Annotated in this window: 19 protein-coding genes and 1 pseudogene; 12 read left to right on the top strand and 8 right to left on the bottom strand. The window is 65.9% G+C overall.

The window, feature by feature from the left end; translation table 11 throughout:
• The 3 genes and pseudogenes from A9X04_RS30970 to A9X04_RS17185 form a co-directional block, all read left to right on the top strand.
• A pseudogene (locus tag A9X04_RS30970) lies at positions 1-427 on the top strand (mammalian cell entry protein); the annotation flags it as partial.
• Positions 424-1,722, top strand: coding sequence for an MCE family protein (locus A9X04_RS17190; RefSeq protein WP_067922825.1), 1,299 nt, complete (start codon positions 424-426; stop codon positions 1,720-1,722). The pseudogene A9X04_RS30970 and the gene A9X04_RS17190, both read left to right, overlap by 4 nt.
• Complete coding sequence (locus A9X04_RS17185) at positions 1,723-3,468, top strand: MCE family protein (RefSeq protein WP_067922823.1); 1,746 nt, start codon at positions 1,723-1,725, stop codon at positions 3,466-3,468.
• A gap of 59 nt (positions 3,469-3,527) precedes the next feature.
• Here the strand turns inward: A9X04_RS17185 and A9X04_RS17180 are convergent, their stop codons facing one another.
• From A9X04_RS17180 to A9X04_RS17170, 3 genes are all read right to left on the bottom strand, one after another.
• Positions 3,528-4,049 carry a hypothetical protein gene (locus A9X04_RS17180; protein ID WP_067922838.1) on the bottom strand — a complete coding sequence of 174 codons (522 nt, stop codon included), beginning with the start codon at positions 4,047-4,049 and terminating at the stop codon, positions 3,528-3,530.
• Positions 4,050-4,183: 134 nt separating this feature from the next.
• Positions 4,184-4,801, bottom strand: coding sequence for a hypothetical protein (locus A9X04_RS17175; protein WP_067922821.1), 618 nt, complete (start codon positions 4,799-4,801; stop codon positions 4,184-4,186).
• Complete coding sequence (locus A9X04_RS17170; RefSeq protein ID WP_369828966.1) at positions 4,798-5,496, bottom strand: hypothetical protein; 699 nt, start codon at positions 5,494-5,496, stop codon at positions 4,798-4,800. Before A9X04_RS17170 ends, A9X04_RS17175 begins: the two co-directional genes overlap by 4 nt.
• Positions 5,497-5,816: 320 nt before the next feature.
• Between A9X04_RS17170 and A9X04_RS17165 the strand changes: the two genes are divergently transcribed.
• Positions 5,817-6,200, top strand: coding sequence for a hypothetical protein (locus A9X04_RS17165; protein ID WP_197509201.1), 384 nt, complete (start codon positions 5,817-5,819; stop codon positions 6,198-6,200).
• A 9-nt stretch (positions 6,201-6,209) separates the two neighbouring features.
• Here A9X04_RS17165 and A9X04_RS17160 read toward each other — a convergent pair whose 3' ends face one another.
• Complete coding sequence (locus A9X04_RS17160; protein WP_067922817.1) at positions 6,210-6,812, bottom strand: TetR/AcrR family transcriptional regulator; 603 nt, start codon at positions 6,810-6,812, stop codon at positions 6,210-6,212.
• A 99-nt stretch (positions 6,813-6,911) separates the two neighbouring features.
• On the opposite strand from A9X04_RS17160, the gene A9X04_RS17155 reads away from it, so the two are divergent.
• From A9X04_RS17155 to A9X04_RS17140, 4 genes are read left to right on the top strand one after another with little or no spacing between them, the layout of a single operon-like run.
• Entirely contained in the window at positions 6,912-7,697 is a 786-nt protein-coding gene (locus tag A9X04_RS17155; RefSeq protein WP_067922834.1) for a hypothetical protein, read from the top strand.
• Positions 7,694-8,506, top strand: a complete 813-nt coding sequence (locus A9X04_RS17150; protein WP_067922814.1) for a hypothetical protein — start codon at positions 7,694-7,696, stop codon at positions 8,504-8,506. Before A9X04_RS17155 ends, A9X04_RS17150 begins: the two co-directional genes overlap by 4 nt.
• Positions 8,506-9,093 (top strand): cytochrome c oxidase subunit 3 family protein, encoded by a 588-nt coding sequence (locus A9X04_RS17145; RefSeq protein WP_067922811.1) that lies wholly within the window; start codon positions 8,506-8,508, stop codon positions 9,091-9,093. Before A9X04_RS17150 ends, A9X04_RS17145 begins: the two co-directional genes overlap by 1 nt.
• Positions 9,093-9,377 (top strand): cytochrome C oxidase subunit IV family protein, encoded by a 285-nt coding sequence (locus tag A9X04_RS17140; protein WP_067922832.1) that lies wholly within the window; start codon positions 9,093-9,095, stop codon positions 9,375-9,377. Before A9X04_RS17145 ends, A9X04_RS17140 begins: the two co-directional genes overlap by 1 nt.
• Position 9,378: 1 nt before the next feature.
• Here the strand turns inward: A9X04_RS17140 and A9X04_RS17135 are convergent, their stop codons facing one another.
• Positions 9,379-10,674, bottom strand: coding sequence for a cytochrome P450 (locus A9X04_RS17135; protein ID WP_067922809.1), 1,296 nt, complete (start codon positions 10,672-10,674; stop codon positions 9,379-9,381).
• 184 nt (positions 10,675-10,858) lie between these two features.
• On the opposite strand from A9X04_RS17135, the gene A9X04_RS17130 reads away from it, so the two are divergent.
• On the top strand, positions 10,859-11,560 hold the full coding sequence (locus A9X04_RS17130) for a TetR/AcrR family transcriptional regulator (RefSeq protein ID WP_067922806.1): 702 nt from the start codon (positions 10,859-10,861) through the stop codon (positions 11,558-11,560).
• Here A9X04_RS17130 and A9X04_RS17125 read toward each other — a convergent pair.
• Both A9X04_RS17125 and A9X04_RS17120 read right to left on the bottom strand, forming a co-directional pair.
• Positions 11,476-11,799 (bottom strand): hypothetical protein, encoded by a 324-nt coding sequence (locus tag A9X04_RS17125; protein ID WP_082975063.1) that lies wholly within the window; start codon positions 11,797-11,799, stop codon positions 11,476-11,478. The two genes, A9X04_RS17130 and A9X04_RS17125, sit on opposite strands and share 85 nt — an antisense overlap.
• 98 nt (positions 11,800-11,897) lie before the next feature.
• Positions 11,898-12,644, bottom strand: a complete 747-nt coding sequence (locus A9X04_RS17120) for an enoyl-CoA hydratase/isomerase family protein (protein ID WP_067922799.1) — start codon at positions 12,642-12,644, stop codon at positions 11,898-11,900.
• A gap of 114 nt (positions 12,645-12,758) precedes the next feature.
• Between A9X04_RS17120 and A9X04_RS17115 the strand changes: the two genes are divergently transcribed.
• The 3 genes from A9X04_RS17115 (at position 12,759) to A9X04_RS17105 (ending at position 15,882) form a co-directional block, all read left to right on the top strand.
• Positions 12,759-13,181, top strand: a complete 423-nt coding sequence (locus A9X04_RS17115) for a lipoprotein LpqH (protein WP_067922794.1) — start codon at positions 12,759-12,761, stop codon at positions 13,179-13,181.
• Between the two features lie 83 nt (positions 13,182-13,264).
• Positions 13,265-14,455, top strand: coding sequence for an amidohydrolase family protein (locus tag A9X04_RS17110; RefSeq protein WP_067922790.1), 1,191 nt, complete (start codon positions 13,265-13,267; stop codon positions 14,453-14,455).
• Entirely contained in the window at positions 14,452-15,882 is a 1,431-nt protein-coding gene (locus A9X04_RS17105) for a FadD3 family acyl-CoA ligase (protein ID WP_082975060.1), read from the top strand. Before A9X04_RS17110 ends, A9X04_RS17105 begins: the two co-directional genes overlap by 4 nt.
• 20 nt (positions 15,883-15,902) lie before the next feature.
• Here the strand turns inward: A9X04_RS17105 and A9X04_RS17100 are convergent, their stop codons facing one another.
• Complete coding sequence (locus A9X04_RS17100; RefSeq protein WP_231985753.1) at positions 15,903-16,427, bottom strand: NAD(P)-dependent alcohol dehydrogenase; 525 nt, start codon at positions 16,425-16,427, stop codon at positions 15,903-15,905.
• Positions 16,428-16,613 lie beyond the last annotated feature (186 nt).

Here is a 16,613-nt window from a genome sequence, read left to right as displayed (position 1 = left end):
GCCCGTGCCCGGCTGCACCGCACTCGGCGCCATCGAGAACGTCACCGCCGTTGAATCGGGCAAGCTGTGCTCGCTGTTCCTCGGTCCCGGGTTGCGCGTGCTCAACTTCAACAACCTGCCGATCCCCATCAACATCTTCCTGCAGAAGTCGGTGGACCCGTCCAACATCCTCTACAGCGAGCAGCGTCTGGCCCCCGGCGGCGAGGGCCCGAAACCCGGACCGCCCGAGATCCCGCCCGCGGTGTCGGCCTACACCGGCCTGCCCGGTGACCCGGTCGGACCGCCGGGGGCGGTGCCGCCCGCGCGGATACCGGGCGCGGCGATGCCGCTGCCGCCCCCGCCGAGCACACCGGAGGCGCCACCACCGCCGCCACCAGCGCAGAGCGCGTCGGACATGCTGCTACCGGCCGATCGGCCACAACAATGATCGCGGGGGTCACGGCGCGCCGGGTGTTCTCCGTGGGCTGTTGCGTGGTGCTGACGGCGACGGGATGCGCCTTCCACGGCCTGAATTCACTGCCCCTGCCGGGCGCGGTCGGACGCGGGCCGGGGGCCAACATCTACCACGTAGAGCTGCCGAATGTCGGCACCATGGAGTCGAATTCGCCGGTGATGATCGACGATGTCGTCGTCGGCAGTGTCGGCGCGATGAGGGTGAAAGGCTGGAACGCCGACGTCGAGATCTCGGTGAAGCGCGATGTCGTCGTCCCGGCCAACGTCGTGGCCACCGTCGGTCAGACCAGCCTGCTGGGGTCGATGCATGTGGAGCTCAATACGCCGCTCGGCCAGCAGGGCAGCGGACGGCTGCAGCCGGGCGCCACCATCCCGCTGAGTCGCTCATCGGCCTACCCGTCGACCGAGCAGACGCTGTCGTCGCTGGGGGCTGTCGTCAACGGCGGCGGGCTGGGACAGATCGGCGAGATCATCCACAACTTCTCCGCCGCCCTGTCCGGGCGCGAGGGCGCGGTGCGTGATCTGATCACCCGCCTCGACACGTTCGTGGGAACGCTGGACGATCAGCGGGACAACCTCGTCGATTCCATCCAGGCGCTGAACCGGCTCGCCGCCACGTTCGCCGACCAGCGCGACGTCCTCACCCAGGCGCTGCAGAAGATACCGCCCGCGCTCGATGTGCTGATCAAGGAGCGCCCACGGCTCACGGCCGCCCTGGACAAACTGCGCGTCTTCAGCAACACCGCCACCAGGTTGGTCAACGACACCCAGGCCGACCTGGTCAAGAACCTCAAGAACCTGGAGCCGACCATCCGCGCGCTCGCCGACGTCGGACCGGAACTCGGCACGGCCGTCGCGGCCGGGTTCGTGTTCCCGTTCACCCAGAACTTCGTCGACCGTGCGGTGCGGGGGGACTACTTCAACCTGCACGCCGATCTGGACTTGTCGATTCCACGGCTCAAGCGAGGCCTGATGTTGGGGACGCACTGGGGGCAGCTGGACCAGCCGTTGGTACCGGCCCCCGGGGACCCGTATTACCTGCAGTACACCCATGATCCGATGCATGACCCGGTGAGGCCGCCGTGGGTCGACCCGGCCAGCCTCCCCCCGCTGCCCGGGCCCCCGCCGGGTGCAGCCCCGCTGCCCGGACCGCCGCCGAGCGCGGCCCCGCTGCCCGGGCCCCCGCCCGCCGCGGCTCCGGCTCCTGACGGGAGTCTCGGTCAAACCACGCCGCCTGCAGAGGCGCCCGGAACGGGAGCGGGTGGATAGATGCTGACGCGCTTCGTTCGCATCCAGCTGGCCGTTTTCGCGATCGCCGGAACCATCGGCGTGATAGCGATGGTCCTCTACTACATCCAGGCGCCGACCCTGCTGGGCATCGGCCGGATGACGGTGACACTGGAGCTGCCGGCCAGCGGCGGCCTGTACCGGTTCTCCAACGTGACCTACCGCGGGGTTCAGCTCGGAAAGGTGACGTCGGTGGGCCTGACGCCGACCGGCGCGAAAGCGACACTGTCGCTGAGCACTTCACCGAAGGTCCCCGCCGACCTGACGGCGGAGGTGCTCAGTGTCTCCGCGGTGGGTGAACAGTACGTGGACCTGCGGCCGAAGACCGATTCGCCGCCCTACCTGCACGACGGTTCGGTGATCGCCGCGCGCGACAGCAGGATTCCGCAGCCGGTCGGGCCGATGCTCGACCAGCTCAACGCCTTGGTTCAAAGCATCCCGAAGACCAAACTCGGCCAACTGCTCGACGAGTCGTTCCAGGGCTTCAACGGTTCCGGTTACGACCTGGGGTCACTGATCGATTCGTCGCAGACGTTGTCCCGCGACGCCAACGGCGTCGTCGATCGCACCCGGGCCCTCACCGAAGACACCGGGCCGCTCCTGGATACCCAGGCGCGCACCGCCGATTCGATCAGGACGTGGGCGCGGAGTTTCGCCGGCATCTCGGATGTGTTGGTGAACAACGATTCCCACTTCCGCACCATCCTGCAAAACGGTCCCGAGGCGGCGAACGAAGCGTCCCGCCTTCTCGCACAAGTCAAACCGACGCTGCCGGTGTTGCTCGCCAACCTGACCACCATCGGTCAGATCGGCGTCACCTACCACCCCTCGCTGGAGCAGCTGCTGGTGTTGCTGCCGTCGGCCGTCGCCATCGAGCAGGCCGCCGCGGCGCCGAACCATCCCGAGGGCACCGCCCAGGGCGACTTCGCGCTCACGATCGACGATCCGCCGATCTGCACGGTCGGCTTCATGCCGCCCAACACGTGGCGATCCCCGGACGACCTCACCGACATCGACACACCCGACGGGTTGTATTGCAAGCTCCCGCAGGATTCGCCGATCGGGGTTCGTGGTGCCCGCAACTACCCATGTATGGGTCACCCGGGCAAGCGCGCCCCGACGGTCGAAATCTGCAACAGCGACAAGCCGTACATGCCGTTGGCGATGAAACAGCACGTCCTCGGTCCCTACCCGCTCGACCCCAACCTGCTCGCCCAGGGCGTCCCGCCCGACGACCGGGTGACCGTCAACGACAGGATCTTCGGCCCGGTGGAGGGAACCCCACTTCCGCCGGGGGCGGTGCCGCGAGGTTCGCCGGCGGGGCCGCGGGGCGAGAATCCACCACCGGGCACGGTTGGAGCGGCCGTACCGCCTGTGCCGTCGTCGGGACCGCCTCCACTGGCGCCGATGTCGAGAATGTCGGCCGACCTTCCGCCCATAGCGCCACTGGACGTCCCCGCCGCCGGGGAACTTCCCCCGCCACCGGCCGCGCCCGCGGTGCCCGCTCCTCCCGATGCCGCGCCCCCCGACGCGGCCGCGGGCGGTGGGCAGCAGGCCGCGCCAAGCTCATTCAACGGTGCGGCCGGCAAGCAGGGGCGGTCCGTCACCATCGCCCGGTACGACCCGCGCACGGGTCGTTATGTCGGTCCGGACGGAAAGTTGTACCAGCAGTCGGATCTGGTTGCCCCGAAGGCGCCCAAGACGTGGCAGGACATGCTTCCCACCTGAACCCGTCGCGCGACGACCGCCTCGGGGGAAGTAAGTCAGTAAGTGAGTAGAGCGCCCGGTCAGCCTATTTTGTCCAGGCGCAACGGCATTGCGATATCAAGCCACTGGTTTTGCCCGCAGGCACCGGACGGGCCGACCGTCTTGTCTTTTCCGGCGTAGGTCGACGACCCGAGCTGATATCCGCCGTATTCGTTCACCGGGTAGAAGTAGAAGGTCTGCTGCCCGGTGAACGCGGTGCCGTCCTCACACCGCTCCCAGTCCCGCACTTCGCGTTTGACCTTCCACATCTCCCCGTCGTTCATGTACAGGGGAGCGCTCCATCCCTGGTCGCTGGTCACCGTGCCGTGGCATTCCTGGAACGTGACGCAGGTCGAGCTGATGGTCCAGGTCTGAACGACCGTCGGCTCGCCGAAGTACTGATCGTTCCGCTGGGCCCAGTCGCCGATGGACGTGGCGCGGAACGTTCCGTTGACGGCCACTTCTTCCTTGGTCGTTGCCCGCGCTGTGGACGCCGTGCTCACGCCGCCGAATATGGTGGCAGCAACCAGCGTAACGGCGGTGAGTGGTCGAACTGAACGCATCAGGTACTCCTCGACCCGCTTCAATTAACCGACACTATTAATGCGGTATCGACATTGCGTGCTGCTTTTCGTGCAATGAGATTAACACCGGTTCGGCTCCGACAAAATGGCGATTGAACCGAAATGGCAAGCGGTCAGGACAGCGGATCCAACTTCGAGATCAGCCAGGAACCGTTGACCTTCGTCAGCGTCACCCGGGCGCTGTTCGCGGTCGTTTGTGGTTGGGGCTTCTCCGTGCTGGTGGCGGTCTGGTTGATGAATACCAGCACGACCGCGGAATCCGGGTGCAGCTCCGAAACGGCGGCTCGAATGACCTGGGCGGTCTCCGTGACGTGCTTCTGCTGTGCCAGCGCGGCTATCTGTTCTGTGAATTTGGTGTAGTAGGCGAGAAAATTACCGGTGAGATATGACTTCGCCTTGGCGAAATCGCGGTCGAGGTTGTCGGGAGCGTACGACAGCACGGCCACGGAGCCCTCTGACGCCGCCCGGACTGCCCGCTGCGCCGCCGCCTCGGAGACCTGCTGATCCGGCCGGTACACGACGAAGTACAGACCGGCGGCGACGCCCATCGCCGCAACGACCAACACCGTCGCGACTATCGAACGCCACCTCGCGACACACCGCCCGATCCAGCGTTTGATTGCGGCCAGTCCGCCGATGCGAGCCGGCCCCGGCGAAGAGGGTGCCGACCCCGCCTCGTCGGGCGGCGACGTCTCCGTGCCGTCCGGCGACGAACCATGCTCGACAGTCATTGCAAGAAATCGACTTTCGACATTTTGAGCTGACCGCCGTCCCGCGCGAGGGCGACGCTGATCCGCCACACGACGGGTGGCCGATGCGTGTTGTCCGCATTGGTGACATCGGATTTCGCCGCCACAAGTACGACCGCTGAATTGTCGCTCATCGACTCGACAGCTACGGCTTCGACGGTGGCCTTGCTGCTGACCTTCGATTCCTCCGTCTGCTTGGCCATGATGGCTGACATCGCAGACATCTGGGCTTTGAAGTCACCCGTGGACTCGTCGATGATGCGCTGGTAGTCGTCCCTGGCATGGTTGGCGTCGATCGACATCAGCGCCGTGATCCGTTGCCGCGCTGCGGCAGTGACTTCCGCCGCGAGCTGTTGTCTGTGCACGGTCGCCCGGTGCTGCCACACCATGTAACCGCTCGCCGCGAGGGAGCCGGACGCCAGCACGACGCCGACCGACGCGGCGATTGCTTTCCGGGACGGGGGTCGGAGCCACCGCGGTCGCCTCGGGCGCCGCGGCCTCCGCAGTCGTGACCGGATCGACTTTGCCGAGCGCTGCTCGACATCGGGGGAAGCGGTGTCGTCGTGCGCCTCGCCGGTTTCGGCTGCCGCCCGCAGCCTTGCGAGGCGCGCCCGAGCCTCCGCCGCCCGCGCTTCCGCCTCGGCGACTTCGTCTTCCGTGTCCGTGTCGGGTGCGATGGCGCCGGGATCGGCCCCTGAGCCCGACCGTGGTTCCGCGGGATCGGTCACGTCCGCCGGGCCGCCGCAATGGTCGGCGTCAGGCCCCTCCGGTTCGTGCACGGAGAAGGAGCTTATCACTTGGGACCGGTGTCAACGGCGTCATCGGTCAGCCGCAATCGTGGCTCCCAAATGCGCAAATGTGCGCTTCCCGGGTGGCGACGCGGAGCCTCGCCGGCGCGGCCCGGCGCCGGCGGCCGTGCTGCCCGGCTGATCTTCTCCAACCAGGAGAATTTTCTTTTCGGGTGTGGCAAAGTAATCGCGTGCGATTCATCGTGGCGATGGCCGCCGCGTTGCTCGGCGCCGGTGTGCTGGCCGCGCCGCCATCGTCGGCCGGGCCGACTGTCTGTGACTACCCCGCCTGCACGCCGGGCATCATGCCGCATCAGGTTCTGGGCGCGCCTTGTGAGAACACCACCTATTACGCCTTCGGTGTCGCCGACGGATACGTCTCGTTCGCCTCCGAGCCCGGACGGCTGATGTTCTGCGGCTCGCCCAGGAGATACCAGCCGCGATGGTTCCGGTCACCACCGATGGCGGGCGTCAAGGAGGAAGGCGCCACCTGCCAGAACTACCAGAACTACGTCGCGCAGGCGCCGGACGGACTGTTCCTGGTCTGCTTCGCCCACGACGGTGTCATGACCTGGGTGCGCGCCGACACATAGCCGCACTCGTCAGTCGGGGGCGTCCCGAGGCAGGCCGAGCAGGCGCCGGCTCAAATCGGTGACCCTGGTGAGCAATGTGTCGTCGTCGATGTCGGCGACGAGCGGATGCATGACAGCGGTGGCGAGCGCGCCGGAGAACATGGCCGCCTCGATCCGCCCGTCCAGACCCGCGTCGCTCAGCAATACCCGGTACAGACGGTCCATGAAAAGTTGAAACGGCTTGTGCTCGGCCAGCAATCGGACGACGACGGGATCGAATTGCAGCGTGCGCACCAACCGGCGGTCGCGAACGGCCATCTCGATCACCCGCACCAATAGGGCATCTCGCGCCTGAGGCCCGTCGTCGTATGCTTCGGCCTCCTCGAGGGCCGGCTCGAGCCGGCCGAGTTCGCGCTCGGTCACGGCGATGACGATCTGCTCTTTGGTCCGAAACTGGTGGTAGACAGCGGCTTTCGTTATCCCGACGGCGTCGGCGATCATCTGCAGCGACGTACCGCTGACACCGTGCGCGGCGAAAAGCTCCAACGCGGCATCCAACACCCGCGTCCGGGCCGCGCTGTGCTCGATCAGCCGGAATTGCCCACCGTTGACCTGCTCCCGCGCTGTGCCCACGCACAGAGACTAGACGATGCTATTGACTCGAAGCTAGCCGATCGGCTAGCTTCGCTGACTGGGCGTGTGGGTGGCCGATCTCGTAGGGGAGGGGTGCTGATGTCCGACGCCGACGGTGGAGTTACTCAGGGTCGGGGCACGACGCGGGCGCCGCTGCGGCGGACCGACGGTGAGCTGATCCTGCTGTGGAGTCTGCCCGCCGCCCTGATCATTTGGATCGCCGCGTTCTTTCTCTTCCCGGGTTTCAACCCGCCGATGTCACCGACGATGCCGGCGGAACAGGTCGCCGCGTTCTACCGCGATCCGGCGCATCTCCCGGAGATTCGATACAGCATGATCCTGTTCAACTGGTTCGGGGTGTGCCTAGTCCCGATTCTGGCTTTGATCGTGCTGCAGCTCCGCAGGATGGCGCACCGAACGCCGATCTTCTCCTACGCGATGCTGGGTTGCGCGGCCGGCGGTCCGACCCTGTTCCTCGTCGCCAACGTCTGCTGGCTGCTGGCCGCCTTCCGGCCGGAGCGGAGCCCGGGGCTCACTCAGCTGCTCAACGATTTCGGCTGGATCACGTTCACGATCCTCGTGCCCTTCCTGATCGGGCAGAGCGTGATACTCGCCGTGGCAATCTATTTCGACGATCAGCCGAGCCCGGTGTTCGGCCGCTGGGTGGCTCACTTCAACCTTCTGGTGGCCGCCGCGCTGGTGCCCGCGGCGTTCGTCGGCGTCTCGCTGACCGGACCGCTGGCATGGGACGGCTTCTTGTCGTTCTGGGTGAAGAACGTCGCGATTGCCGTCTGGATCGTCGTGATGGGCGTCGTCTTGGGGCGCACCGTTTATCGCGAGCGCGCCGAGACCCACGGGCGGCCAGACCAACTGGTCAACGCATGAGCGCGGTGATCACACCGCCGACGTCCCCACCGCCGCCCCCCGCTGGAGCCCTGCCTCGCCGAATCCGTTGGCACGTGAGGCACAACCCCAAACGGGAACTGTGGTTCGCGTGGGGGACGCTCATGCTGTTCTACAACATCTTCTTCCCGATGTTCTTCATCGTGGCGCAAGTCCAGCCCCCACCGGAGCCCACCTGGGACCTCGCCACACAGCTCCACTGGTTCTCCGAACGCCGTCTCGGGATACCGGTTGGCTTCGGCATCATCTTCGCCATCAGCGGCATGATCGCGGTCAACAACGCCCTGATCGCATACTCGATGCGGCGCATGTCGGTCAGCCGAGCCTTTGGGTATTCGTATCTGCTCATCTATTCGCTCAGTGCGGTTCCCGGCATGCTGCTGCTCAACATCGCGCTGATCGTCGGCACGCTGCGACCCGAGCGCGACCCCGAAGCGATCGGTTGGCTTTACGACTTCGCCTTCCTGTCCTTCGACGGCACGATGGGGGTGTTCCTGATCGGCTCGCTGATCTGGATGGTCGCGATCCTGCTCGACAGGAACCGCGTGTTCCCCAAGTGGTTCGGCTATCTGAACCTGTGCAACGCGCTGACCGAGGTGGTGGTGGCGCCGTGCTGGATCTTTCGGCGTGGCGTGTTCGCGTGGGATGGCGAGATCGCCTGGTGGCTGGACATGGTCGTATTCGGCGTTTACCAAGTCACTTTCATCGTCATGCTGTTTCACATGATCCGCCGCGAAGACTTCGGTACCGGGCGCCTGCCGGACCTGCCGCGAAAAGAGGCGGCTGCGTGATGACCGACATGACCGACGGGGACCCACGGGCCAGGTTCGTCCCGGGCCAGCCGGACATGTGGGCCTTCGTGTTGTTCGAGACCCTGATTTTCACCGCATATTTCGGCTTCTACCTGTTCTCCCGCGCTCGCAACCCGGAGCTCTTCCTGCACTCACAGGCGCAGCTCGACCTGCGCATCGGGGTTTTCAACACCCTTGTCCTGCTGCTGAGCTCGTGGTCGGTCGCCCGCTGTGTCCAGTCCGCCCGTGCCGGCGCCTATCGTGTGGCGCTGCGAGACGTGTTCGTCACGGCCGCATTCGCTGCGGTGTTCCTGTTCTTCAAGGTGTTCGAGTGGGCTCGGCTGGTGCACGCGGGAAATGGCCTGGGCAGCAACGACTTCTTCACTTACTACTTCTTCCTCACCGGCATTCACTTCGTGCACCTGCTGATCGGCTTCGTCGCCCTCGGTGTCGTCGTCTACCAACTGCGCGCACAGGCGCGCCGGGAGCGGACGGCCCAGGAAAATATTGAAACGTGTGCCACCTATTGGCACACCGTTGATTTCCTGTGGGTGCTCATCTTCGCGCTGCTGTACGTGGTGAGGTGATCGGAATCAAGTTCAACAAGCGGCTACTGGTGGTATGGCTGATCCTGGCGTCGCTGACGCTGGCCTACCTATGGATAGACCATTCCGCCGGTGGAGCGCTGAAATCCCGCGCGGTGGTCACCTCGAGCGTCATCGTGATCGCACTCATCAAGGTGCGCATCATTTTTCGCGAGTTCATGGAGGTTCGGAACGCTCCGGTCCTGCTGTGCCGACTGACCGACGCGTGGGTGGTCGTCATGGCCGCCGCCCTGCTCGGCTCGTACTTCATCGGCATGAGCCTGTGATTCAGCCTGCGACCGCGACCGCGTCGGCGGTCGTGAACCTCAGGTGCAGTTCGCTCAGGCCGCGCAGGATGTACGTCGGCTCGTAGGTGTAGCGGCGGTCGGCGCTCGGACCGTGGTGGGCTTCGTCGATCTCTATGTGCGACATCCGGTCCAGCAGGCGCTCGATCGAGACGCGGCCCTCGACCCGGGCGAGCGGTCCGCCGGGGCACGAGTGGACGCCGCGGGCGAACGCCATGTGTTCGCGCACGTTTCGTCGGTGCAGGTTGAATTCGTGCGGGTTGTCGAACCGGCGCGGGTCGCGATTGGCCGCACCCGGGAGCACCATCACCACGGTGCCGGCAGGGATGTCGACCCCACCGATGGCGGTCTTCTTGACGGCCAGTCGTGAATCGCTCTTGACGGGGCTGTCCATCCGCAGCGATTCCTCGATGAATCCGGGAATCAGGCCGCGGTCGTCGCGCAGCTCTTGCTGGATGTCCGGCCGGTCCCCGAGTACCTGCAGCGCCGCGCTGAGCAGCTTGGCGGTGGTTTCCTGGCCGGCGGCGAAGAGGAACGTCGCCGAGCGGACGACCTCGATGACGGGCGGCGTCGAGCCGTCGGGGTACTTCGCCGAAGCCAATGAGGTCAGGACGTCGTTGCGTGGCTCGTGTCGCCGATCCTCGATGTAGGTGCAGAACTTTTCGTCGAGCCACTCCAGCGGGTTGATGCCGACCGACTCGTGGTCCAGCGCACCCACCCGCGCATCGGGGCGGTCGGCGCCCAAGACCTTGCGGAACTCCTTGTGGTCGGATTCCGGCACGCCCAGCAGGTCGGCGATCACCAAGGTGGCGAACGGCTTTGAGTACTCGGCGATGAACTCGCACTCGCCGTTGCGCAGGAACTCGTCGAGCTGACGGTCGGCGAGGCGCCACATGAATTCCTCGTTCTGCTTCAGCCGGCTGGGGGTCAGCAGCTTCGCCAGCACCGATCGCGCCTTGGTGTGGTCCGGCGGATCCATGGTGACCATGTGCTCGTTCATCGGGAAAAAGCTGCGGTGCTGGTCGATCTGGGCACTGATGTCGTCGCCTTCGGGTTGGAAGGGCAACGGGGGGAACGGCCCGCCCAGGGCGACGATGTTGGAAAACGTCTCGGGGTCCTTATAGACCTCGCAGGCTTCGTCGTATCCGGTGACGGCGACGACGCCGTAATGGGGCAGCCGCAGCACCGGATTCTGACTGCGCAGGTAGTCGAAGTAGGGGTGGGGATCGGGGACCAGAGACGGATCGGTGAAGAAGTCGATCGACTCGTAGTTACTCATCGGATGTGCGTCTCCCTGGGCTGGGTTTACCGGTGGGGTTCGTCGGCATGCGAAACCGCCCCCGTTTCGAGAATCTGCTGAGCACCTGCTTAGCACGGCGGTAATGTCGTGGTCAAGGTCACAACGCCGTGCCGCGCTACGATTTCCGTGGTCGCCACGCGATCGGGAGGGACGGAGTAGCGGGATGACATCGGTCCGCAGGATCGGGGCGCCGGACGCGAAGAATCGCGGTCTGCTGCTCGACGCGGCCGAGCGGCTGATGCTCGACGAGGGCTACGCCGCGGTCACGTCCCGCCGCCTCGCGAACAAGGCGGGGCTTAAGCCGCAACTGGTGCACTATTACTTCCGCACCATGGAGGAGCTCTTCCTCGAGGTGTTCCGCCGCCGCGGCGAAGAAGCGCTCGCGGTGCACGCGCAGCTGATGAAGTCGCCGCAGCCGTTGTGGGCGTTGTGGCGATTCGGCACCGATCCCGCATTTACCCGGATTTCCATGGAATTCATGGCGCTGGCCAACCACCGCAAGGAATTGCGAGCCGAAATCGCTTACTACGCAGAACGTTTGCGTGAAGAGGAACGGCAAGCGGTGACGGCCGCCCTGCAGCGGTATGGGGTGGCTAAAGACGAGATGCCGCCGGTCGTGGTTACCGTGCTCATGTCCAGCTTGTCCAGATTCCTGGTTCTTGAGCGGGCGATCGGCATGTCCGGTGGTCACGCCGAAACGGTGCAACTAGTCGAAGAGCACCTGCGGCGCCTCGAAGGCGAGCCGCAGCCGATTGATGGTGTGCCGCAGACCTGGGTTGTTCACCAGTTGCGCAGCGAACAGAGCACGCCTTTGGGGCCGTCCTTGGATACGACCACGGCCCCGTCGACCGCCAGATCGCAGTGAAGCCCCGGCGTGCCGGGCTCCGTACCCGTGCTCGCCACGACCATCGCGTAATCGTCGGGGTTCGACATGTCCAGGTCGAAGCTCCACGGCGTGCCGGGGCCGAGGTCGACATCGACGTGCGGCGTGAACGAGTAAGGGTTGTGGCTGTAATCGGAGAATTTCTCCGGCTGGTGGTCCAGGTAATAGATGTCGGTGTAGATCGGATTCTTCGCGGTCACGGTGTATTTGACGTGATGCATGACCGGGTCGTCGGCCCGGGCATGGCCGGCGCTCACGAGGGAACTGGTCGCACTCACCAGCAGCACCGATAGCGTCGTCGCGCCCGCCAGTCTGCCCCTCATCTCGCTCCTCCGGCCGCCCGCCGCGCACTCATGGTGCGGTTCATGACCCGCTCCGCGGCCCGCCAGTGCGCGTCGGCAACCCACAGCCGCGCAAAGGATGCTATCGCTTCGTCCGCCGAAACTCCGCTGATTACGCGCTTGATCTCGGTTGCCGGGTGGCGAGCCAGCGACCTCGCGATGGATTGCCATCCCTCGTCGAACTTGGCGCGCGGCAACACCCGGTCCACCAAGCCGATTCGCTCGGCCTCCTCCGCGGTGAGGGCGGTTCCGGTGCCTGCCAGCAACAACGCCCGGCTCTTTCCGACGAGTTCGGCCAGCCGCTCGGCGCCGCCCCAGGCCGGCATGATCTCCAGCTCGACCTGATTGAAGGCGATCTTGACGTCGTCGGCCGCCAGCCGGATGTCGGCCGCAACGGCGACCTCGGCGCCGCCACCGAAGGCGTGACCGTTCAGCGCGGCGATCACCGGAGCGGGGAAGCCGGCGAGCTGATCGCAGATCGCGCGCATCCGCTTGGCCATCGCCGCCGCATCCTCTTCGGTGCGCAGCGCGCGCAGCTCCTTGAGGTCGCCACCGGACACGAAAGCCCGATCACCCGCGCCCTTGATCACCAGCGCCCTGGCGCCCGCCGCCGCGTCGAGCGCCTTTTCGAGCTGCTGCATGGTGTCCAGGGCGATGGCGTTGCGCGCGTGAGGCCGATCGATGGTCAGCACAGCCAGCCCGTCGTCGATCTCCAGGTCCACCATGCGGCATCGCTCCTCGGACGAGAACAGACGATATCGGCATCTGTCTGAAGTGCAGAGAATAACATCGTCGCTGCAGGCCGAAGCGCTATCCGTCAGCGAAGACAGGGGTACCCCTTGCGGGATCGAATCGCGGCCGCGGTCGTGGCGGCGCTCGCCGTCACGATGATCGCGGCATGCACTCCGCGGCCGCCCACCCGGCTGTCCAGCACCGCCTCGGTGACGGTCAACGGAAGCGAGACGAAGTTCAACGTCGTCAAGTGCGGTCAACTGCAATGGACCCGGACGATCGACATCGGCGGCGATTTCGCCGGAGCCAGAGTCGTCGTCGACGAGCAAGCGGAGGCCGTCAGCGCCGAGTCGGTACACATCCGCAACGTCAACGGCTTCACCGGCATGTACTCGCGGGGCGGAGAGGGTGACGCGGATACCAGGCTGAGCGGAGACAGGTTCACCATCACCGGCACCGCGCACGGCTACAGGTCCGACAAGCCCAACGAGCCAACCACCGCGACCTTCAAAATCATCGCCACCTGCTGACCGGTCCCCGCGCAAGGGCGGGGCCCGTTGCGGTTCGACGCCCTGAGAGAATAGTATTCTCATAATTCGCGAAGGAGGATTTCATGGGCCAGTTGTCGCATCGGGAGGACGTCCCGTTTCCGCTCTTTGACGCGGACAATCACCTCTACGAGCCGCCGGAGGCGCTGACCAAGTACCTGCCCAAGGAGTACAAGGACTACGTCCAGTACGTGCAGATCAACGGGCGCACCAAGATCGCGCTGCGCGGCGTGATCAGCAACTACATCCCCAACCCGACCTTCGAGGTCGTCGCCAGGCCGGGCGCCTGGGAGGAGTACTTCAAGTACGGCAACCCCGAGGGCAAGAGCAAGCGCGAGCTGTTCGGCGAGCCGATGCGCGCGATCCCGGCGTTCTTCGAGCCCGGTCCGCGGCTGGAGAAGATGAACGAGCTCGGCCTGGACCGCACGCTGATGTTCCCGACGCTGGCCAGCCTGATCGAGGAGCGGTTGCGCGACGACCCGGTCGCCATTCACGTCCTGATCCACGCGCTGAACCAGTGGCTCGACGAGGTCTGGGGCTTCAACTACCAGAACCGCATCTTCACCACCCCCGTGATCACCCTGCCGATCGTCGAGAAGGCGATCGAGGAGCTGGAGTGGGTGGTCAAGCGCGGCGCCCGGTGCATCCTGATCCGCCCGGCTCCGGTCCCCGGCTTCCGCGGCCCCCGCTCGTTCGCGCTGCCAGAGTTCGACCCGTTCTGGGAGCGTGTCGTCGAGTACGACCTGCTGGTCGGCATGCACTCGTCCGACAGCGGATACTCCCGGTACACCTCCGAGTGGGACGGCGCCGACCAGGAGATGCTGCCGTTCCAGACCAATGCGATGGGCATCCTCAACGAGTGGCGGCCGATCCAGGATGCGGTGGGCTCGTGGGTGATCCACGGCGCGCTCTACCGTCATCCCAAGCTGAAGGTCGCGATCGTCGAGGCCGGATCGAAGTGGATGACCCCGCTGCTCGACGGCCTGGCCGAGGTGTTCCGGAAGGCCCCGGAGGCATTCCCGAGCGACCCCGTCGAAACCGTCAAGAACCGGATCCACGTCAGCCCCTTCTTCGAGGAGGGCATCGACGATCTGATCAACCTCGTCGGCGTGGACCAGGTGCTGTACGGCTCGGACTGGCCGCACCCGGAGGGGCTCGCGGAGCCGACGTACTACATCAATGCGCTGTCGCACCTGCCTGTCGAAGACCAGGCGAAGATCATGGGCGGAAACCTCGGCCGGCTCGTCACGGTGTGACGAACTGGCAGACCATCCCCGAGATGGTCTTGAGCGCGGCGGACCGCTTCGGCGACGCGGAAGCGGTCGTGGACGGTCCGCTGCGCCTCACCTTCTCGGAGGTGGTCGAGCGGATCCGTTGCGCGGCGGGCGCTTTTGCCGAACTGGGCGTCGACAGGGGTGACCGCGTCGCCGTCTGGGCGCCGAATTCCGCGGAGTGGATCATCGCCGCGTTCGGGTTGCTCACCGCGGGCGGGGTGCTGGTGCCGGTCAACACCCGGTTCAAAACGGAAGAAGCCGGCGACATCATCGCCCGCAGCGGGGTGAAGGCCGTCCTGGTTCAGAAGGGTTTCCTGGGCCAGGACTTCACCGCGCCGGCGGGCACGCCCGTCATCGATCTGAAGTCCGACTTCCTTTCCAGCGGTTCACCGTTCGAGCGGACGGTGAGCGGAAGCGACGTCTCGGACATCATCTTCACCTCGGGCACAACCGGCCGCCCGAAGGGCGCGATGATGAATCATCGCCAGACGCTGCGGATGTACGAGGAATGGGCGACGCTCGCCGACCTGCGCGAAGGCGACCGCTACCTGCAGATCAACCCGTACTTCCACACGTTCGGGCTCAAAGCGGGGCTCGTCACGTCGTTTCTCCGCGGCGCGACGATGCTGCCGGTCGCGGTTTTCGACGTCGACACGGTGGTGAATCTCATTGAACACGAACGTGTCACGATGCTGCCGGGTCCACCGACGCTGTATCACTCGCTGCTGACGGTCACCGACAAAGCCAAGCTGGCGACGTTGCGGGCGGGCGTGACCGGAGCCGCCGACATCCCCGTCGAACTGGTCCGCCGCATCCACGGCGAACTGCCCTTCCAGACGCTGATGACCGGATACGGGCTCACCGAGGCCGGCAACGTCACCCTGTCCCGGCCCGGCGATTCGTTCGAGGACGTGGCCACCACTGCGGGCCTGCCGTGCGACGGGGTCGAGGTGCGCATCGCCGACGATGACGAGGTGCTGGTCCGCGGCTACGGCGTCATGCAGGGGTACCTCGACGATCCGGAGGCCACCGCCGAGGCGATCGACGATGAGCGCTGGCTGCATACCGGGGATTTGGGCAGTCTGGATTCTTCGGGTCGGCTCCGGATCAATGGCCGCAAGAAGGACATGTTCATCGTCGGAGGATTCAACGCGTACCCCGCGGAGATCGAGGGCTTTCTCATGCACCACCCGGCCGTGGCGCAGGCGGCGGTCGTCGGCGTTCCCGACGCACGGCTCGGACAGGTGGGCAAGGCTTTCGTCGTCGCGAAAGACGCTGTCAGCGCTGAGGAATTGATCGATTGGTGTCGCGAACGCATGGCGGGGTTCAAGGTGCCGCGGTCGGTACGGTTTGTGGACGCCCTGCCTCTCAACGCCACCGGCAAGGTGGTCAAAGACCTCTTGCGTTGACACGGGTCCGCCACGGGCCTTCAGCTCACCCGGATGACCAGTTTGCCGACGTGCTTGGCATCGCGCAGTCGCTCGAACGCCGATTTGGCCTGCTCGAACTCGAAAACCTCGTCGATGACCGGCGTGAGGCCCGTCGCGGCCACGGCGCGGACGAGATCCTGTAAATCGGCGCGGTCGCCGACAGTGATGCTGCGTGTTGTCGCACCGCGACCCCTCAGCAGAAAATAGTCAACGCCGGGGTTGTCGTCGCTGAGGAAGCCGATCAGCGTGACCTCTCCGCCGACGGCGACCGCCCGCAACGACTGCTCGATGGTGGCCGGCCCGCCGACTTCGACGACGCGGTCGACACCGCGTCCTTCGGTCACGTCACGCACCTGTTCGCCCCAGCTCGGGTTGCTGCGGTAGTTGATGACCTCCTCGGCGCCGAGCTCCCGCAGAGTCTCGGCCTTTCGTGGACTCGAGGTGGTCGCGATGACCCGGGCGCCCAACACCTTGGCCATCTGCAACGCGAAGACCGACACGCCGCCCGATCCAAGGGTCAGCACCGTCTGGCCCGCCCGAACCGGGTTGGGTCCGCCGAGCGCGTTCCACGCCGTGACCCCGGCGCAGGGCAGCGTCGCCGCCCGTTCGTCAGAGATCGCCGCGGGGATGCCGACGACCGCCAACTCCGACAGCTACGGCAGCGGGCAGGACGGGTGGCTCACCGAATACAAGGTGGTGTCGCGGGAAGC

Origin of the sequence: Mycobacterium sp. E3247 (assembly GCF_001667785.1) — a bacterium.
Classification (GTDB): domain Bacteria; phylum Actinomycetota; class Actinomycetes; order Mycobacteriales; family Mycobacteriaceae; genus Mycobacterium.
The sequence above is the reverse complement of the archived record's forward strand: the minus strand, read 5'-3'. Positions and strand labels throughout refer to the sequence as shown.